Raw genomic sequence first — 18,165 nt, forward strand, 5'->3', positions numbered from 1 at the left:
GGCTCGCTTGCCTTGATGGGTCTGCTTCCGCTGGGGGCGTACGCGGACGAACTGGACACCCTGCAGTTTCAGGCCGGGCAAAGTGTCCAGCACGACAGCAACGTGTTTCGCTTGTCCGACTCGGCGGACACCCAGGCGCTGCTGGGCACGTCAGATCGTTCAGACACCATCGCCGTGACAACGGCGGGTTTCAAGGTGAACAAGCCCTACGGCTTGCAGCGGTTTGAGGTGGCGGCCAATGTCGAGAAACACAATTACAGGAACTTCTCGAATCTGGATTTCACGGCGTTTAACTATGGTGCGGCATGGCGCTGGAGTTTCACCCCGGCCCTCCACGGCAACCTGACGACGGACCGGCGGGAGTACGTCGACACCACGGCGGACGTGCAAACCACAGGTCAGCTCAATCGCCGGACGAACCGCTCGACGGTGTTCGATGCAGAGTACGAACTCGACGGTGCCTGGCGCGTGCTGGGGGGTGTTTTTGAACGCACCAGCACCAGTAGCCAGCCTTTTACCTTTGAGGGCGACTACAAGATACGCGGCGCGGAGGCCGGCGTGCGGCACGTCTGGTCATCGGGTACGTCGCTGGCCTATCGCTTCAAGAACGGCGAGGGCGAATATCCAGGCCGCACATTGTCGGCGGTGTCTGCCAGCGACTTTACCGACCGCGAACATGAATTGCGGCTTGACTGGGCGCCCACAGGGAAAACCACGGTGAAGGCCCGGCTTTCGCATTTTGACCGCGCCCACGACGGACTTTCGGTACGAGACTTTTCCGGCGTCACGGGCCAGGTTGATGCAACCTGGGCCGTGACCGGCAAGACCAGCATCACGGGTGGCCTGGCACGTGAACTGGGCAGCTACCAGACCACGACATCGAGCTATTACCAGGGCTTGCGCTTCTTCATTGCGCCGACCTGGAAACCGACGGAAAAAACCGCCGTGCGGCTGCGTTACGACCATGGTGTGCGGGATTTCCGCGGGCCGTTGCCCGGCTTCATGGCCACCGACCGCGAAGACACGACCAGACTGGCTTCCCTGATCCTCGAATGGCAGCCGGTTCGTGCGCTCAAGTTGATGGCAACGGCGCAGCGCGACAGGCGCACGTCCAACGCGCCGGGGTTTGATTACACGAGCAATGTGTTCGGCATTTCGGCCCTGGCGAGTTTTTAGGTCGGGCAGGGCCGTCCCGTACGTCCCTGGCTTCCTTGCCGCACATTGATCCATTCCTTCCAACATTTCATCCACTAAAAGGTGCCAAGATGAAACCCCTCCTGATCAGGTATTTCGCCACAGCAGCACTCTCTCTTTCCGCCATGGCTGCATTGGCACAGACGGCAACGACTGCGCAGACGGCGCCAGCCCTCCAGGCGACGGTCGCGCCTCCCGTGCCTTCGGGTCCATCAGTACCTGCGGTCCCATCGGTGCCGGGCAACCAGGATTACCGGCTGGGACCCGGGGATGCGATCGGTGTGCAGGTTTACCAGAGCCCGGACCTGACGGTTGACGCCCGTGTTTCCGAAAGCGGGGTGATCAGCTATCCGCTGGTTGGCAGCGTGCAACTGGGTGGTTTGACCATCGGCGAGGCCGAGAAAAAAATTGCCGATGCGTTGCGTACCGGTGGCTTTGTCAAGGTGCCGCAGGTGAACATTGTGTTGCGGCAGGTGCGCGGCAACCAGGTGGCGGTTCTGGGGCAGGTGAGCCGGCCTGGCCGATTCCCGCTCGAAACATTCAACACCCGTGTCAGCGACATGCTCGCGGCAGCCGGCGGCGCGACGCCGACGGGGGATGATGTGCTGATCATCACCGGTCAGCGTGACGGCAAGCCCTTCCGCAAGGTCATCGATATTCCGGCGCTGTTCCTGAACGAGAAATCGGAAGAGGACATCCTGGTGGCCGCCGGCGACACGCTTTATGTGAACAAGGCGCCGATGTTCTACATCTATGGTGAAGCGCAGCGACCCGGCCCCTACCGTATTGAGCGCGGCATGACGGTGATGCAGGCGCTGGCCCAAGGGGGTGGTCCGACCGCCCGTGGCAGCCAGAACCGCCTGCGCCTGCACCGCCGTGATGCGTCCGGAAAGGTCGTGGAAGCCGTTCCCCAGCTCACTGACAAGATTCGACCCGAAGACGTGATCTTTGTTCGTGAAAGCCTCTTTTAAGCTGCCATGACACTCCATCAATTCCTGTTGATCCTGCGGGCCCGCTACCGGGTGGCCTTGATGATCATTGTGGTCGCCGTGCTGTCGGCTCTGGCGGTCAGCCTGGTGCTGCCCAAGAAATACGTGGCCGAGACGGCTGTTCTCGTTGACATCCGGTCACCCGACCCGGTCGCTGGCGCTGGCGCTGTCGTGCCGGGCCTTGTTGCCCCCAGCTACATGGCAACCCAGGTCGACATCATCGGCGGCGACCGCGTGGCGCAGCGCGTTATCAAAATGCTCAAGCTGGACGAAAACCCCGGCACGCGGGAAAGGTGGATGCAAGCCACGCAAGGACGCGGAACGATGGAGGCATGGATCGTCGAGTCGCTGCAAAGGAGGCTGGAAGTGCGACCTGCACGGGAGAGCAATGTGATCAACATCACGTACAAGGGCAGCGATCCGGACTCTGCGGCCCAGATAGCCAACGCCTTTGCCCAGGCGTATCTCGATATCAATCTGGCGCTGAAGACAGAGCCTGCCCGCATCTATGCGGAATGGTTTGACGAGCAGACCAAGGCCTCGCGCGCCAAGCTTGAAGTGGCCCAGGCGCGCTTGTCTGATTTCCAGCAAAAAGCCGGCATCGTCTCCAGTGACGAACGGGTCGACTACGAAACCACCAAGCTGAGCGAACTCTCGTCGCAGCTGACCGTCGTTCAGGGGCAAACCACGGACAGCCAGAGCAAGCGCAACTCCCGCGGCGACACCGTTGCCGAAGTCATGCAGAGCCCCCTGATCAACGGCTTGAAGGCCGACATCGCGCGGCTCGAAGCCAAGGTGCAGGAAACCAGCGTGAATCTCGGGGCGAACCATCCCGTGCGCCAGCGTGCCGAATCTGAACTGGCCTCCCTCAAGAGCCGGCTTGCCAGCGAATCGGGGCGCATTTCAGCCTCGATCGACACGGCCTATCGTGTGGGCAAGGACCGCGAAGGCGAATTGCAGGCTGCCGTCGGCGCGCAAAGGTCGCGGGTGCTCATGCTGAACAAGCAGCGTGACGAGCTCAATGTGTACCGTCGCGACGTCGAGGCGGCCCAGCGCGCCTATGAAGCGGTGAGCCAGAGCGCGTCGCAGACGCGTTTGCAGAGCCTGACCAACCAGACCAATGTGGTCCGCCTCAACACGGCCACAGCGCCCGCCAATCCCTCCAGCCCGAAATTGCTGTTCAATCTGCTGATTGCGGCTTTTGGCGGAACATTGCTCGGCGTGGCCTGTGCCTTGTTGCTGGAGCTCGCCAACCGCCGCGTGCGGTCCTCGGAAGACCTGGTGCAGATGCTGGATCTGCCCGTGCTGGCCAGCATCAGCTCAAGTGGCAGGTCCCGCCGGCTCCCCGGCTCGGGTCGCCTGGCCCTTGGTAACGGAAGCACGGCATGAAGAGAAATGATTCCCCACTCATCCGGCCGACTCCCCTGACCTTGCCGAGCAAGCCCGCAGTCGGCGCGGGTCGCTCCATCGGTGCGATATTGGTCGATGCGGGCCGGCTGTCACTGGCCGATACCGAGCGCATCCTGCGGGCCCAGCGGGAAGGTGGTGCGCGCTTTGGCGATACCGGCATGGCGCTGGGCTTGCTGACCGACGATGACGTGCGTTATGCCCTGTCCGTGCAGTTCGACTACCCTTATATTTCCCGCGGAAGCAATTTGAGTCGTGAACTCGTCGCGGCTCACCAGCCCGCCAGTCGTTCGGTGGAGCAGCTGCGCGCCTTGCGCAGCCAGCTGATGCTGCGCTGGTTCGACACCGGCGTGGACCGGCGGGGGCTGGCGATTGTCAGCGCGGGATCCGTGGAAGGGCGCAGCTACCTTGCGGCCAATCTGTCCATCGTGTTTTCCCAACTGGGCGAGCGCACCTTATTGATAGACGCGGATATGCGGTCGCCGCGCCAGCACACCCTCTTCAATCTCGGCAAGCGTGCCGGCCTGTCGGACATGCTCGCGGGCCGGGCGGGACCGGAAGCCGTGGTCGGCATTGCGGCGCTGCAGGACCTGTCGGTGCTGCCGGCCGGCACCATTCCGCCCAACCCCCAGGAGTTGCTGGGCCGGCAGGATTTCTCCAAGTTGTTGCAGTCACTCGGCGAGGAATTTGACGTGATCATCATTGACACACCACCAGCCAGCAGGTACGCGGATGCCCACACTGTGGCGGTCCGCGCAGGGGCCGCCTTGATCGTGGCACGGCAAAACAGGAGTTCCGTGCCGCAAATGGCCCAGCTCACCCAGGGTCTGCGCGAATTTGGGGTGACCCTGGTCGGGTCGGTGCTTAACGATGCCTGATGAGGTTTCAACTGATGAGGATTCAATGATGCCTGGCAGTCCACCTGCGTATCGCTCCCGGGACGGCAGTGAGCAACACGGCGCCCAAGAGGCCCCCCATGGCGTCGGCCGCCAGGTCGGACCAGCTGGCGATGCGTCCCGGCAAATAGGCCTGGTGCAACTCGTCCAGCACGCCGATGGCGACCGCGCCGGCAAGGCAGCAGGCCGTTCTGCGCCAGCCGCGCGCTCCGCTGGCGACACCGATGGCGCTGCCAATGATCGCAAATGTCACTGCGTGCGCGAGCTTGTCCCACGGGGCCGGAATCAGTCCTGCCGCGAAAGGCTGGGCGCCCAGCGCATACAGGCCGGCGCCCACCAGGACCACGGTCAGGGTCGCCCAGGTACGGGCGCTGCGCAAGGGCGGTTGGCGGGGTGTTCTCACAGGGCTCGGCATGCGATGTGCCCCCCTGAACCTGGGAAACCCGGAAACACCAGTAGCGGGATCGTAGCGGTGGCAGTGGCCCGGAGGGTGGCGATATGTTGAGCCGTTACCTGAAAGCCTCCAGGGACTGGAGGCAGCGGTGGGCACTGCTGGTCGACAAGATCGAACGCGTGCAAACGGCCACTGACGAGCAGCAGCTGCTGGCCCGTCTCAGCCGTCCCGCCAAGCCCTTTGTACTGGCCTTTGCCAATGCGCATGCCATGAATTCCCTTGCTGCCTCGGCCCCGTTTTTTGCCGCATTGCAATCGGCCGACATGGTGCTCAGGGACGGCTCCGGCATGGCGACCCTGTTCAAGCTTCTCGGAATGCCGCCTGGCCGCAATCTCAATGGCACCGACTTCATTCCCGAACTGGTGAGGCAGTTTGACGGCCGCAGCATTGCCGTGTTCGGAACGCAGAATCCCTACCTGGAGCGGTGCCTGAATGTCTTTGCCCGCAAGCTGGCGCCCCGCAGTTCGTATGTCAGCGCGCATGGTTTTCTCGATATCGCCGCCTATACCGCTCTTGCGCAGGCGCAACAGCCCGAACTGATCGTGCTGGGCATGGGCATGCCGCGGCAGGAGGAAGTGGCGGCGGCGTTGCGTGCGGCACTGACTCGCCCCTGCCTGATCGTTTGCGGTGGCGCCATCGTCGACTTTCTCGGTGGCAAGACACCGCGTGCGCCGATGTGGATGCGAAAGTTGGGGCTGGAGTGGATGTTTCGCCTGGCCATGGAGCCGCGTCGCCTGTTCCAGCGCTATGTGATCGGCAATCCGCTGTTCCTGTCGCGGGCCGTGCGCCTGGCATCGGCTCGCCGCGGCTGATGCCGGCTCGCAGCCGCAGGGCTCAGGCCACGAAACGGTTGTCCACATCAGGCGTGCAATTGCTTTTGACGATGTTGCCGGGATTGCCGAGCACCATGCTGTAGGGTGGAATGCTTTCATACACATAGGCGCCGCCGGCAATCCGGCTGCCTCGGCCTATGGTAACGCCACCCACCACAATGGCGTGCGGTCCGATCCAGACCTCGTCTTCAATCACCGGATAGGTGGTGAACCGGCGGCCGTCGTCGTCGATATGGTCGCGCTGCCCGAGCGTGACGCCGTGAAACAGGGTCACGTTGCTGCCAATGCGGGCTCCCGCATTCACCACGATTCCCCGCCCATGGGTCAATGCCAGACCGGGTGCCACCGAAGTTCGCCAGGGCAGTTCAATGCCCGCCAGCTGGCTCGCCAGGCGATGCAGCAGCCTGGCGAGCGTCAGCAGCAGCCATCGCAGCGGCACAGCATAGTGGTCGGCTGCCTGGCAACAGCGCAAGGTGACCACCACGCGAAATGCAGGATGCAAGACCACGCCCTTGAGAACCAGCCACCCGCTGAAGCGCCCGAATTCCCGGTAGGTGTCGGCTTTCAGGGCGTGCATACGGCCTTGCCAATGGGCAGCTTGCGTTGTGCCTTGTTGCCGGCAAACCAGTCTGCTGAACTCTGCAGACCGACAGCGTAAGGTGTCCAGGTCAACCCCAGCGTCTGCGCTGCCTGCGTGGCATCGAGGTGGATGTGCTGGGCCCACAGGCGAATCAGTCCGGGCGGCATCGGGTCTGGGACGCCGGAAGCCGGCCTGCCCAGGCGCTTCAATGCCAGTTGCATGACCTTGAGCGGTGGCCCGGCCAGCAGCGCGTCAAGGCGGAGCTGGCGCGGCCCGATGCGCAGCACGGGTGTTGCCTGAAGCGCCAGGGCCAGATCTACGAAATAGTCGTTCCAGCGCGGGCTGTCCGGCGCCGCCAGGTTGAAGACCGGCATGTCACCCGACCTGACGGGCAGCTGCAGCGCCGCCATCAAGGCCTGGCTGACGTCGTCCACGTGGACCAGGTTGGACCAGCCGTCGCCGGCCGCCCCCAGATCGCCGAGACGGCCGGTTTGCAGCCACCTGCCGACACGGCCGACCCACAACTCGCTGCCGGGGCCGAACACGCAGCCCGGCCGCAGCACCACGACCTCACCGCCGCGGCGTGCAAATTCGCGCATGTGCTTTTCCGCGTCGCATTTGGCCTGGCCGTACCAGCCGAGGCTGGGGTTGATCGCCGTGTCTTCGCGGACCATGCCTTCCACGGGGCCATAGACCGACATCGTGCTCAGGTGAACAATGCGCCGGCACTGCGTGCCCAGTGCGGCCTGCACCAGTACCCGGGCGCCTTCAGAAATCGAGCGTGCATCGCCCGCGACGCAATTGACCACGGCATCAAAGCCTTCCAGCGCCGAGGTCAGCGCCTGGACGTCCCGGCTGTCCACACGCATCGTCTCGACATTCCCATGGCCCGCGCTGACAGTGCTGCGCGAGGCGCTGACCGGTACCGCCCACGGGGTGCTTTTCAGCGCCTCAACGAGCTGCGTTCCGATGTGGCCGGACCCGCCCAACACCAGGACTCTCAGTATTTTCATGCGCACGCTCCCACGGGCGCGGCATGCTCTGTGTGCAGGCGCCGCGCCAGGTGCTCGCCCAGCCTGAGCGACATCGCAATCAGGGTGAGCGTGGGGTTGGCCTGGCTGGAGGTGGGGAACACGGCGCTGCCCGCCACGAACAGGTTGCGTACCGAATGCACCCGGCAATCGGCGTCGACCACGCTGGTGCGTGGATCGAGGCCCATGCGTGCCGTACCGATGTGGTGACCGCCATAGGCGCCGAAGCGCATGATGTCTTCCTCCAGTGTGTCGCGGTTGTAGTCAAAGCTGGCAACTCCGCTTTGCGCAAACTCCTGCACCAGCACGTCCAGTGTGCCGCGGACCGAATCAATGTCCGCCTGGCTGTAGCGCCAGTCCACGCGCAGCTGCGGCATGCCGAGGGCATCGAGCTTGTCGGTCAGCGTCACGCGGCTGCCGGCTTGCGGCATCTGCTCGCCGTGCACCTCCAGGCTGAAGCGGTTGGTGCGGTTGCGCAGGATCACCGACGGGAATTTGCGCTCGGCGAGCGAGCGTCGCAGCAGCCAGTGACCCAGGAATGCCGTGGTGTCCATCGGGTCGGCCACCACATTGAAGAGATGGCGGGCATAGTGCCCCGGCGAGGTGGCGTTGCCGTCGTTCAGCCGTTTGCCGTATTCATAGCTGATCAGCCGGCGTGCCAGAAACAAGCCGGACAGCACGCCGTTGCGGTGTGCCGGGTCGGTGATGCGCGGAAAGTGCAGGCGCGCGACCGCGTTCGCCAGCCCCAGCCGCCGCTGCTCGGCCGCTGTCACCGACAGCCGCCGGCGGCAGTAAATACCCTCCGGCGCCACCTCGTAGCCGTGCCGCACGTTGCGGGTCGGGCCCTGGACGGTCAGGGTGCCGACGTTGCCCGCGATGTGGCACATGTAATAGCGGCCGACCACGTCGTGGAAGTTGCCCACGCCTGCCGGTGTGACGTCACGCGAGGCCAGCAGCAGGCGCGCGGTTTCAAGGCCGCCGGCGGCCAGCACCGCCGCGCGCGGCGTGACGGTAAAGCGCTTGCCGGCCAGGGTGGCAACTTCCAGCGTGCGCACCGCCTGCCCGTCGGCCTGCAGCCGGACGGCGGTGCAATTGGCACCGAGCAGGACCTGCACGCCAGGCGCCAGTTGCAGCCGCTTGGCGTAACGGGTGCCGAAGTGGGTCGGGCAGGAAAACCGCTCGAGCCCGCAGGTGCGCACGCGCGGGCTGTCGAAGCCGCGGATCAGCGGCTCCAGCTGCGGGCCGAAGGCTTCGCCGGCGTCATAGCTGAAACGCCCGGCTTCTGCCAGCGCGTTGGCCTGCGGGTAATAGGGCAGCAGGTCGTCATACGACAGCGGCCATCCGCTGTTCGGCACATGGTTGCGGGTTTCAAAGTCGATGGGATCAAACGGCATGCAACGGCCACCCCAGATCGCCGACGACCCGCCCAGGCGCCGCTGCCGGTACTTGTCGGGCGGGCTGTGCAATCGCTCATCGGCGACCTCGCCCTCATAGAGCGACTGGGTTTTGGCGTCTTCCTGCAGTTGCCCGGACTCCAGCATCAGCACCGAGAGGCCGCGCTCCGACAGGGACAGCGTGAGCGCAATGCCCGCCGGGCCTCCGCCCACCACGCAGACATCGGCCTGCAGCTCGGCGCCGTTCTGGATGCTGTTGGCATCAAGAATCATGGCGACCGTTCCTGCGCAGAGGCGCTGCTGATGTGGGTGTTCCGAGGCTGGCCGGCAATGCCGAAGTGGCGCTGGTGAACCCGTGCCACGCTGGCAAAAAATCGGGCCAGGGAAAATTGCTGTTCATACAGCGCGCGTCCGTTGCGTCCCAGCCTGTCCATCAGTTCCGGCTGCTGCAACACCCGCTGCAAGCCTGCCGCGAGGCCGGCCACGTCACCGGGCCGGACAAAGCAGGCGTTGACATCATGCGTCAGCACCGAGGGAATTTCGCCAACCGGGCTGCAGACCACCGCCACCCCGTTGGCCAGTGCCTCCAGGATGACCAGGGGCAGGCCTTCGTCGTAAGAGGGCAGCACCAGGACGTCGGCACGAGCCATCAGGCGCGCCACCTTGGTTTGGTCCGACCAGCCCTCAAAGCGCACGAAACGGTCAATACTGAGTTCCTGGGCCTTGGCCTGGTAAGCCTGCACATCCCCGCCGCCCGCCAGGCACACCTCCAGCCGGGCGGTATCAAAGCCAGGCAATGCCAGGGCCTGCAGGAGGTCAGACACGCCCTTGCGCTCTGACAGGTTGCCGACAAAGAGCACCCGCTGCATCGCATTCGGAACGACTTTTCGCCGTGCTTCCGTGGGTTCGGGAACGCCGTTGATGACGATTTCCACGCGATCGGCCGGCACCCGCAGCTCGTCGGTGACAAAGCTTCTTGCGGCTGTTCCGAGCACCACGCAGCTGGCCGGCAGTGAAAATACCCAGCGCGTCAGGGCCTGCAGCGGACGCGGCAGGGTCCGGTAGAAGTGATGCAATTGCGCGGCGTGGAGGTGCAACACTACCGGCACGCCAAGGGCGCGGCTCATGATGACCACGGCACTTTTGCGAAACAGGCTCAGCCGTTCCGCCATGTTGACGTGCACGCCGGCCAGCCGCCCGTTCAGGCGCCCGCGTACCAGCCGGGCCAGGGCGGTTGTGAGAACCCAGAACGAATAGAGCGCGTTGGCACCGCCGCGCGTGTCCAGCGGGCGCAATTCAGCGGCCCCCGCGGGCGTCGAACAAGCCTGGGCCTGGATCAGGTAATCCGCCACCTTGAACATGCCTCCGCCCTTCGGGGTCCAGGGGCAGGCAATGTAGATGTAGCGGCCCTCAACCTCGCGGACGGCTGTGCCTGGCATCGGTTCACTTCGCATGGTTATTTTCCAGGATGTTGATAAGAGAGTCGGGACGGACTGAACAGGGCACGCTTGAGAAAGCTGGTCATGGGGCGTTCAAGCCACAGATAGGAAAAGCAACCAGTCACGATCACCAGCAGGCCCACTGCCAGCACAATGACGAGACCGCTCTCCACGCCCAGCCACTTCAGTGCCAGCACGCCCGCCGGGACCACAAAAGTGTGTGAGAGGTAAATGGAGTAGGAGGCATCTCCCAGGAAGGACAGCGGCGAAGCCATGCGGCTACGCGCTGTCCAGGGTTCCAGCCATACCGCACCGAGCACCACCAGGGCCGCCCCCAGGCCCCAGGTGAACAGACGGTCGACCGGCGCGTCCCCGCCCACGGCAAACATGAGAGCTGCACCGGCGATCATGGCGAAGGGCCCCATGGCCGGCGCCACCGTTGGGCCAAGCAACAGCACCTGCGCAATGCACACACCGAGGATGAATTCGAACACGATGGAGTTGGCGTAGAAAGCCAGCGCTACAGACCCGGGAATGTAGCTGCCGGCCAGAAAAATCGCCAGGAATACCAGCAGGCAGAACCTGATGCGTGGTGCACCGAGTGCCAGGGCCAGTGCAAACACCGCGTAAAAAAGCATCTCGAAATTGAGCGTCCAGCCGACGGGAAGTGTCGGCTGGATGAATCCCCACGGGCTCGTGGCCGGAATGAAGAGCAGCGATGCCGCCAGATGGCCGGACTCCACCGACGATCGCGATGCCAGGGTGGGCAGGGCCAGCAGCAGGGCGGCCTTGAGCAGGGTATAAAACCAGTACAGCGGCGCGATCCGCAGCAGGCGGCGCTTCATGAAGATCCAGGCGGCCGCCACACGGGCGGCGCTGCTGGACGGCGGTGTGCGGGTGGACATGGCCATGACAAAACCGCTGATCACAAAAAAGATGTCCACCCCGGCGGAGCCACCGCTCCAGTGGTGGCTCGGCCCCTGGCCGGTAATGTGAATCGAGATGGCCTGGGTAATGTGCATCACCACGACCAGCATGGCCGCGATGAACCGCAGGATTTGAACGCCGGTGAACTGCTGGGTCATACGCGATCTCTGCCGGGCCGATCCATGCTGGGGACAGTTTCGTTTCTCATGGGGAAACGCCTTGCGCCGGTTGCGAAGGCAGGCCTGTGGGTTCCTTCACGATGCGGCTGGAAATGGGTTCATGCGCGGGCCGGCGTGCGCGGAGCAAGCCACGTACCAGGCCGGCGGCGTTGAAGCACCAGGAGACCACGGAATAAACCGCTTTGGTTACCGAGCGCTTGCGCCAGGCCATCAACAGGAAAGGCGCTGCGGCCAGTGCGCAAAACAATCCCAGACTGGCAGCCCCGGACACGGGCCAGAAGGGCACGCTGAGCAACACGGCCCACCAGGCCAGAACGGCCAGGTAAAGCCGCAACTCGCGCAGGCCCTTCACCACCAATGGCAGGCGCGGCTGGCCGGCCGCGGCGCGGACCAGTTCGCCCAGGCCGCAGACATAACGGCTGCGCCAGCGCCGCATCAGCAGGTCGTAGGGCGGCGCATCATGCCCAAAGTGATAGGCCGCATCCACCGGCAGGCGCCAGAGCTGCCAGCCCAGGGCACGCAGGCGCACGGCCAGGTCAAATTCTTCATAGCTGTGCAGGTTGCGGTCCGAGAAGTACCCTGCGGCCTCGATCGCACTGCGCCGGTACAGGCCACCGCCGTCGAGCCGGTCGACCCTGCCCGGCGACAGGTGAGCGGACTTACGCTCCCCGCGCGACAGGTATTCCAGGCTGTGGTTGTTTTGTTCGACGAGGCGGCCACCGACACCGGCAATATGGGGGTGTTCCAGAAGGAAGTCGAGCGCCCGTTCCAGAAAACCTTCGAGCATCTGCATGTCGCCGTCAAGGATATAGACAAACTCGCCGTGCGAGTGCTGGTAACCCAGTTGTGGGCCGGCACCGCAGCAACGTTCACTGGCATGGGCAAACTGCACGATGCGGATCGGATAAGGCCGCGCCCGTTCCACCGTGCGGTCCGTGGAGCACGAGTCTGCGAGCACCACCTCGCCACCGATGGCGGCCACCGCGTGCAGGGCGCTTTTCACGGTCGCCACGATGTGCTTTTCTTCATTCAGCGCCTTGATGATGACGGATACGCGGCATGCCGGCGCACCTGCGTGAAGTGTTTGCCAGGAAGTTTCTGCTTTCATTTTTTCTTATCCTCCATCGGCGACATCGACCGCCCGGGCAGCACGGCGTATGCGCCAGAGTTGCCAGTTCCTGACCAGCAGTCCCGGGAAAAAACAGGCCATGGCTGCGGTCATCCACCAGCGTTTGGTGCTGGCGGCGCGGCGACCCTGAATGAGCCAGCGCAAGCCCTCGAGGCGCCTGCCCGACGCCAGCGCCTGGCGCGCCAGTGTCACTTCCTGCTGGGCCACCAGCCATAACGCGGACTTGCGTCTGGCCTCGGGCATGGCGCCGCCCAGCGCGCGTTCTTTCATGCGTTGCAGGAAGGGGGGCATGGTCAATGCCGCGTGGTGTGCCGTCAGGCTGCCCGCCACCGCCGTACGGTAGGCCATCATGGGCGCCCGGGCCAGCGCAATGGGTGACTGCTCGGCCAGCCGGAACCAGAGGTCCAGGTCTTCCCCATGGGATTCGCCGGGTGCAAAGCAGGGCTGCATGCGCTGAAGCAGCGCGGTCCGCACGGCGATGGCGCTGGTGCACAGCGACGGGCCGCTCATCCATCGCAAAGCCAGGTCAGTAATCAGCTCCACGTCGGGTGATTCTGCCGGGACGGACCAGCGCGGCGGCCAGATGCCGTCACGGTGCGGCGCAGACACAAAGTTGGTGGCCAGGATGTCTGCTGCCGGACAAGTCTGATGGGCCAGCAGCAGGGTCGCCAGATAGCGGGGATGGTGCCAGTCATCAGCGTCCAGAAACGCTACCCACTCGCCGCGCGCCAGTTCTATGCCTTTGTTGCGCGCCGCCGAAACACCTGCATTGGCCTGCTGCACCAGCCGTACGCGAGGGTCGTCGGCGACCGCCGCGACCAGATCGGCTCCGCCGTCGCTGGAGCCGTCGTCGACAACAATGACCTCGAAGTCCATGAAGGTCTGGGCCAGCACGGAATCAAGGGTGCTCTGGATGTAAGGCGCCTTGTTGTAAAGCGGAATGACGATGGAAAATTTCATGGTCTGGCGCGGGCGGAAGCCAACCCGTCTTTGGCGGTGGAAAAACCTGCATGCGCACGGCTGCGCGCCGCTTGTACTTTGGTAACTCGGGCAACGCGGGCCTCGTTGGCGGCGGCCGCCAGCGTCATCAGCAGCAGCACATGGGTCACCAGTTCGGGGCCGTAGCCAAACAGCAGCAGCGGGACCTCGCTCATGGCTCGCAGGGCCAAGGCGACGAATAGCGCCAGCGTGAGCCCGCCGCTGGCGCGTGCATAGCGCAGCGAGAGCACCAGCAGGATCACTGCATAAAGCACCAGGGCCGTCGCCCCGACCGTGCCGGAGCGCGACAGCGTATCCATGAACTGGTTGTGTGCGTGCGTCGCGTTGGGCATGCCGATGCTCGCCCGGAAGCTGGCGTCCCATAAGGTGGGCCCGTAACCGAACACGGGGTTACGGCGCCACTCCTCGTAGGCGATCGCCCATATTTGGTCCCGTCCCGTCAGGGAGGCGAGCTGGGCCCCCTCGGCGCTGGCAAAAAAGCTGCTGAGCCTGGCGTCCAGTTCACCAAACATCAACAACACGGCGAGGGCCGAGACCCCGGCCATGAACACCAGCAGGGAGACGACACCTACTTCGGGATGCAAGGGGTCACCAACACGGCGCCAGAAGGACGGGCCTTGCCGCACGACGAGGAGGCAGAGCGAACAGACCACAAACGCAATCCACGCGGTTTTTGACTGGGCCAGCAGCAGCACCGCCAACCCGAGGGCCCACGCCAGCCGGGTAAGCCACGCGCGCTCGAAGGGGCGCGCGAGCAGGCACAGCAAACCGAGCTGGGCCAGTACGCCCAGGGAGACCGCGTGCGCCGCGAGGCCCGCCAGGCGCGGTACGCCCGGCAGAAAGCCCTGCGTGTAGGAACTGTCCAGCACCAGGCTGGGCTTTAGCGGGATCAGGAGCAGGCCGGCGGCCATGAACAGCAGCAGCGCGTTGCGCGCCGCCCTCAGGGCAAGATCGCGTTCCATGCCAGTGATCAGTATGGCGGCAATCCCTATCACCAGCGGGTAGACGTAGTCGTGCGACAGGTGCGGGTGCGCGCCGAGCAGGGCAGGGGCGGCTACCGTTGCGGCCCAGAAAAAAATGAAGGACACCAGTATCACCGGCGGTGCCGGCGTAGCTTTTCCGCGATTGAGGAAGCGGGTGACGATGCGCTCGCCTGCAATGGTCAGCAGCAGCAGCGACATCAAGGGTTGCGCCAGGCGCACCAGCGGGTGGCGCACCAGCACGGCAGGTTCGGTCAGGCTCAGCGCATGGACAGACAGGTCGCGGCCGGAGAGCAGGTTGCTCATTGCCACCATCAGCAGCATGGCATAGAAAATCACATGCATGTAGCCGTGGGACTGGCGCTCTGTCAATTGGACGGCGCCCGCCATGCCCGCACTCGCGGACAGCGCCGCCAGGACGGCGCCGGTGACGAGGATGGCAATGGTAATGGCTTGTTCCATGGTGGTTTATCCCGGAGTTACCTCAGAGGCGCTGTTCGCCGAGGGGCTCTGCAAGCGGTGATGCAGGTGTTGCGCCGAGGTGGCCGGCCAGTCCCGGGAAGAACCGGCTGAGCATACCGGCGGTTTGATCACCCAGCGCCTGCGGGCGCACGGCGACGAGCAAGGCCATGACAAGCAGGACCATCAGCGTGCTGGCTGCCAGCGACAGCAGCGGCATGTCAAACCGCGCGACGGCATGCTGACCCGCGAGCGCAGCCGCGGCGCACAAGGCGCTGAGCAGCAGGCCGCGCGCTGCATGGGGCAGCAGGGCGGTCCAGGGCAGCTGTACCGCCCGGAAAGCGGCCGTGCCCACGACCAGTGCGCGCAGTACCAGCAGCGCAGCTGCAACGGCTGCGGCCGCATGGATTCCCTGTGCGGCATAGAGGTAAAAGCCCAAAGCGCCCAGGACCACAAGCGGCAGCTGCAGCGCAAATTCATGGTGCTTGCGCCCGGTATTCCAGAGTACGGGGGTCGACAGGCCCCACACCACATACGCCGGCATGCTCAAAAACAAAATCCCCAGCACCCAGGCCGCGTCGCTCCACTGGGGGCCGTACAGCAGCCGCACCAGATCCGCTGAAATGAGCGCGAGAAATACAAAGGCTGGAAGACCCAAAACGAAAACGGTGGCCAGCATCTGAAGATAGGCCCGGCCAAGCCTTTGCAGGTCGCCCTGCAACCGTGCACCAGCCGCCAGGAATGCGGGCTGCAGTGCGCCGAGCAGCAGGGTGTTCGGCATGGTGGCCAGGTTGTAAGCCACGTTGTAAAGACCCAGTGCCTGGGCATTGAGCAGGCGCCCTATCAGTACCCGGTCAAGATTGTTGAGCAGCCAGTTGACGATGTTGGTGGCAAACACGGCGCGGCCGGTGCCCACAGCGGCCGCCGCATCGGGGTACCAGAAAAGCGGGCGCACGGCATGCGGTTTCAGTGCATAGCTGGCCACCAGCAGCACGCCGGACTGCACCAGCCACGCGGCCACCAGCGAGGCGGCGCCCCACCCCAGCAAGGCCATGGGCACACCTACCGCCACATAGCCCGCGGCGTAGCTGCCCACCTGAATCAGTCCGACGGCCTTGAAGTTGAGGTCGCGCTGCAGCAGGTAGCTTGACGGCGCAGCCGCTGCGGCGAGCAGGCAGGCCAGCGAGAGCCATTCAACGACGGCTTGTGCGCGTGGTTCCCTGAAATAGACGGCCAGCAGGGGAGCCAGAAAATACACGGCGAGCGTCGTCAGCGCGCCCACGATCAACTGCCAGGTCCATGCAAAGCGGATGTCCTCCTCGCTCAATGTTTCCCGCTGCAGCAGGCTCCAGCTGAAGCCGAAGCCGGAAAAAAAGGTCGCAAAGGTCAGCACCACCATGCCGATGGCGAACACGCCGAAGATATCCGGGCCCAGCGTACGGGCGAGCACCACCTGCGCCACCAGTTGCAGCGCAAAGCGGGCACCGGTGGAGACGGCACTCCATTTCACCGCAGCCACACCGGGCCGGCCGAGTCCGCCCGTGCTCATCAGGGTCTGCCTGAGCCACGTCGCCGCAAGGCAATAGCGCCCATCAACACCAGCGTGATGAGCAGCGTGGCATAGGGGTTGTCTTCGGAATCCCCGGCGGTTGATTCATGGGCGGTGGATGGCGGCGGGGGCCTGCGGCTTTGCCCTTCCGAAAGTTTTGTATTGATCTTGATGTTTTGGGCTTCGCGCTGCCGTGCGACTCGCGCAGCGGCATCGCTTGTCAGGGTGTGGGGGGCGGAACCCACCGGGGTGGCGGCGAAAGCGGAAACGGAAACGGAAGCGGAAGCAATGCAGACGTTCAGAACGACTGTAAGCAAGGCGCGGTACATGATTTTTCCCCTGTTGGCGCAAATATGAAGTTTGTTGTGCAGTGCAGCAATTGGCAATAGTCCGATCGGCTCATGAGCGTTTGTGCTTGAGAGACCGCGGGCGGGAACCTGTGCCGTGTGTCTGCCTCGTGACATCGTGAGGTGCGTGATGAGGCTCAGGCAACTGCCGCGGGCTGAGCGGGCTCGTTTGGCCTGCTGCGCAGGCCTGGCCGCGGAGGAATATCCGGGCCGGCCTCGTAGCCCTCGGGATTGGTTTGCTGCCAGCGCCATGAGTCACGGCACATGTCGTCAAGCGTGCGTGTTGCGCGCCAGCCCAGTACGGCCTCGGCCAGCGACACATCGGCGTAATACTGGGCCACATCACCGGCCCGGCGCGGCGCGAATTCAAAGGGCACGCGCCGGCCGCTCGCACGCTCAAACGCGCTCAGGACCTCCAGTACGCTCACTCCCTTGCCGGTGCCCAGATTGACCGTAAAACTCTGGTGGCGTGTCAGCAGCGCCTGCACGGCGGCCACATGGCCCTCGGCCAGATCCATCACATGCAGGTAGTCGCGCACGCCCGTTCCGTCGGGCGTCAGGTAGTCATCGCCAAACACCTGCAACCTGGCGCGTTTGCCGACGGCCACCTGGGTCACATAAGGCATCAGGTTGTTGGGCGTTCCGCGCGGGTTTTCGCCGATCAGGCCGCTGGGGTGCGCACCCACCGGGTTGAAGTAACGCAGCACGCCCACGCGCCAGGCCGGATCGGCCGCGCCCAGGGACGCCAGGATGTCTTCACACATCAGCTTGGTCTGGGCATAGGGACTCTCGGGCGCACACGGGAACTGCTCATGGATGGGAACGCTGGCCGGATCGCCGTACACCGTGGCGCTGGAGGAAAAAACCACTGAGCGGCAAGCGCTTGTCTCCATGGCCTGCAGCAGGCTCACCAGGCCCCCGACGTTATTGCTGTAGTACTTGAGCGGCTGTTGAACACTTTCACCGACCGCCTTGACGCCGGCAAAGTGGATGACGGCTTCACATGCGTAGTGGCGCAATACCTCGGCCACAAAACCGGCATGCAGGACATCGCCCCGCTCACGCACGACGCGTTGTCCTGTCAGCTGCTGCAGCCTGTCCAGCACCGCCGGATGGCTGTTCGAGAAGTTGTCGAGAATGACCGGTTGGTAGCCCGCATCGATCAGGGCTGCAAAGGTATGGCTGCCGATATAGCCGGCACCCCCGGTCAACAGGATGGTGGTGGTTTTTTCCAAAGTCATTCCAGGTAGCCGGAAAGCTGGCGGATTCATCGGTCGGGGCAAATTGCACCTACTGGACGGAAAGCCTTGCCGTGCCGGCACGGGTTAAAAAACGAAGCAGGAACAAAAAGAAACGGAGGCAATGAAGCCATGAAAGAA

The 18,165-nt window shown here is 64.4% G+C and carries 17 protein-coding genes; 5 read left to right on the top strand and 12 right to left on the bottom strand.

Annotated elements, in window-relative coordinates:
- Positions 1–15: 15 nt before the first annotated feature.
- The 4 genes from epsL (at position 16) to epsG (ending at position 4,468) form a co-directional block, all read left to right on the top strand.
- Positions 16–1,176 carry an XrtB/PEP-CTERM-associated polysaccharide biosynthesis outer membrane protein EpsL gene (gene epsL / locus BPRO_RS09340; RefSeq protein ID WP_232291551.1) on the top strand — a complete coding sequence of 387 codons (1,161 nt, stop codon included), beginning with the start codon at positions 16–18 and terminating at the stop codon, positions 1,174–1,176.
- A gap of 89 nt (positions 1,177–1,265) precedes the next feature.
- A complete protein-coding gene (gene epsE, locus BPRO_RS09345) occupies positions 1,266–2,165 on the top strand; it encodes a polysaccharide export protein EpsE (protein WP_041388655.1) in 900 nt (299 codons plus the stop codon).
- 6 nt (positions 2,166–2,171) lie between these two features.
- Positions 2,172–3,572, top strand: coding sequence for a chain length determinant protein EpsF (gene epsF / locus BPRO_RS09350; RefSeq protein WP_011482810.1), 1,401 nt, complete (start codon positions 2,172–2,174; stop codon positions 3,570–3,572).
- On the top strand, positions 3,569–4,468 hold the full coding sequence (gene epsG, locus BPRO_RS09355) for a chain length determinant protein tyrosine kinase EpsG (protein WP_011482811.1): 900 nt from the start codon (positions 3,569–3,571) through the stop codon (positions 4,466–4,468). The genes epsF and epsG overlap by 4 nt, the downstream gene beginning before the upstream one ends.
- Before the next feature lie 22 nt (positions 4,469–4,490).
- Here epsG and BPRO_RS09360 read toward each other — a convergent pair whose 3' ends face one another.
- Positions 4,491–4,889, bottom strand: coding sequence for a VanZ family protein (locus tag BPRO_RS09360; RefSeq protein ID WP_232291519.1), 399 nt, complete (start codon positions 4,887–4,889; stop codon positions 4,491–4,493).
- A gap of 95 nt (positions 4,890–4,984) precedes the next feature.
- On the opposite strand from BPRO_RS09360, the gene BPRO_RS09365 reads away from it, so the two are divergent.
- Positions 4,985–5,752: a WecB/TagA/CpsF family glycosyltransferase gene (locus BPRO_RS09365; protein ID WP_011482813.1), complete on the top strand. Its 768-nt coding sequence runs from the start codon at positions 4,985–4,987 to the stop codon at positions 5,750–5,752.
- 22 nt (positions 5,753–5,774) lie between these two features.
- Here the strand turns inward: BPRO_RS09365 and BPRO_RS09370 are convergent, their stop codons facing one another.
- From BPRO_RS09370 to galE, 11 genes are all read right to left on the bottom strand, one after another.
- Entirely contained in the window at positions 5,775–6,350 is a 576-nt protein-coding gene (locus tag BPRO_RS09370; RefSeq protein WP_011482814.1) for a serine acetyltransferase, read from the bottom strand.
- Complete coding sequence (locus BPRO_RS09375; RefSeq protein ID WP_011482815.1) at positions 6,338–7,366, bottom strand: NAD-dependent epimerase/dehydratase family protein; 1,029 nt, start codon at positions 7,364–7,366, stop codon at positions 6,338–6,340. The genes BPRO_RS09370 and BPRO_RS09375 overlap by 13 nt, the downstream gene beginning before the upstream one ends.
- Positions 7,363–9,051 (bottom strand): FAD-dependent oxidoreductase, encoded by a 1,689-nt coding sequence (locus BPRO_RS09380; protein ID WP_011482816.1) that lies wholly within the window; start codon positions 9,049–9,051, stop codon positions 7,363–7,365. Before BPRO_RS09380 ends, BPRO_RS09375 begins: the two co-directional genes overlap by 4 nt.
- Positions 9,048–10,232 (bottom strand): glycosyltransferase family 4 protein, encoded by a 1,185-nt coding sequence (locus tag BPRO_RS30780; protein ID WP_157045767.1) that lies wholly within the window; start codon positions 10,230–10,232, stop codon positions 9,048–9,050. Before BPRO_RS30780 ends, BPRO_RS09380 begins: the two co-directional genes overlap by 4 nt.
- 2 nt (positions 10,233–10,234) lie before the next feature.
- Entirely contained in the window at positions 10,235–11,302 is a 1,068-nt protein-coding gene (locus tag BPRO_RS09390) for an acyltransferase family protein (RefSeq protein ID WP_011482818.1), read from the bottom strand.
- A gap of 46 nt (positions 11,303–11,348) precedes the next feature.
- Positions 11,349–12,431 carry a glycosyltransferase family 2 protein gene (locus BPRO_RS09395; protein ID WP_011482819.1) on the bottom strand — a complete coding sequence of 361 codons (1,083 nt, stop codon included), beginning with the start codon at positions 12,429–12,431 and terminating at the stop codon, positions 11,349–11,351.
- Between the two features lie 6 nt (positions 12,432–12,437).
- Positions 12,438–13,412, bottom strand: a complete 975-nt coding sequence (locus BPRO_RS09400; RefSeq protein WP_011482820.1) for a glycosyltransferase family 2 protein — start codon at positions 13,410–13,412, stop codon at positions 12,438–12,440.
- Positions 13,409–14,893 (bottom strand): O-antigen ligase family protein, encoded by a 1,485-nt coding sequence (locus BPRO_RS09405; RefSeq protein ID WP_011482821.1) that lies wholly within the window; start codon positions 14,891–14,893, stop codon positions 13,409–13,411. The genes BPRO_RS09400 and BPRO_RS09405 overlap by 4 nt, the downstream gene beginning before the upstream one ends.
- A gap of 22 nt (positions 14,894–14,915) precedes the next feature.
- Complete coding sequence (locus BPRO_RS09410) at positions 14,916–16,439, bottom strand: lipopolysaccharide biosynthesis protein (RefSeq protein ID WP_011482822.1); 1,524 nt, start codon at positions 16,437–16,439, stop codon at positions 14,916–14,918.
- Positions 16,439–16,768, bottom strand: coding sequence for a hypothetical protein (locus tag BPRO_RS09415; RefSeq protein WP_041388657.1), 330 nt, complete (start codon positions 16,766–16,768; stop codon positions 16,439–16,441). Before BPRO_RS09415 ends, BPRO_RS09410 begins: the two co-directional genes overlap by 1 nt.
- A gap of 155 nt (positions 16,769–16,923) precedes the next feature.
- Complete coding sequence (gene galE, locus BPRO_RS09420; protein ID WP_041388659.1) at positions 16,924–18,027, bottom strand: UDP-glucose 4-epimerase GalE; 1,104 nt, start codon at positions 18,025–18,027, stop codon at positions 16,924–16,926.
- Positions 18,028–18,165: the final 138 nt, after the last annotated feature.

It is taken from the genome of Polaromonas sp. JS666 (assembly GCF_000013865.1).
GTDB lineage: Bacteria > Pseudomonadota > Gammaproteobacteria > Burkholderiales > Burkholderiaceae_C > Polaromonas.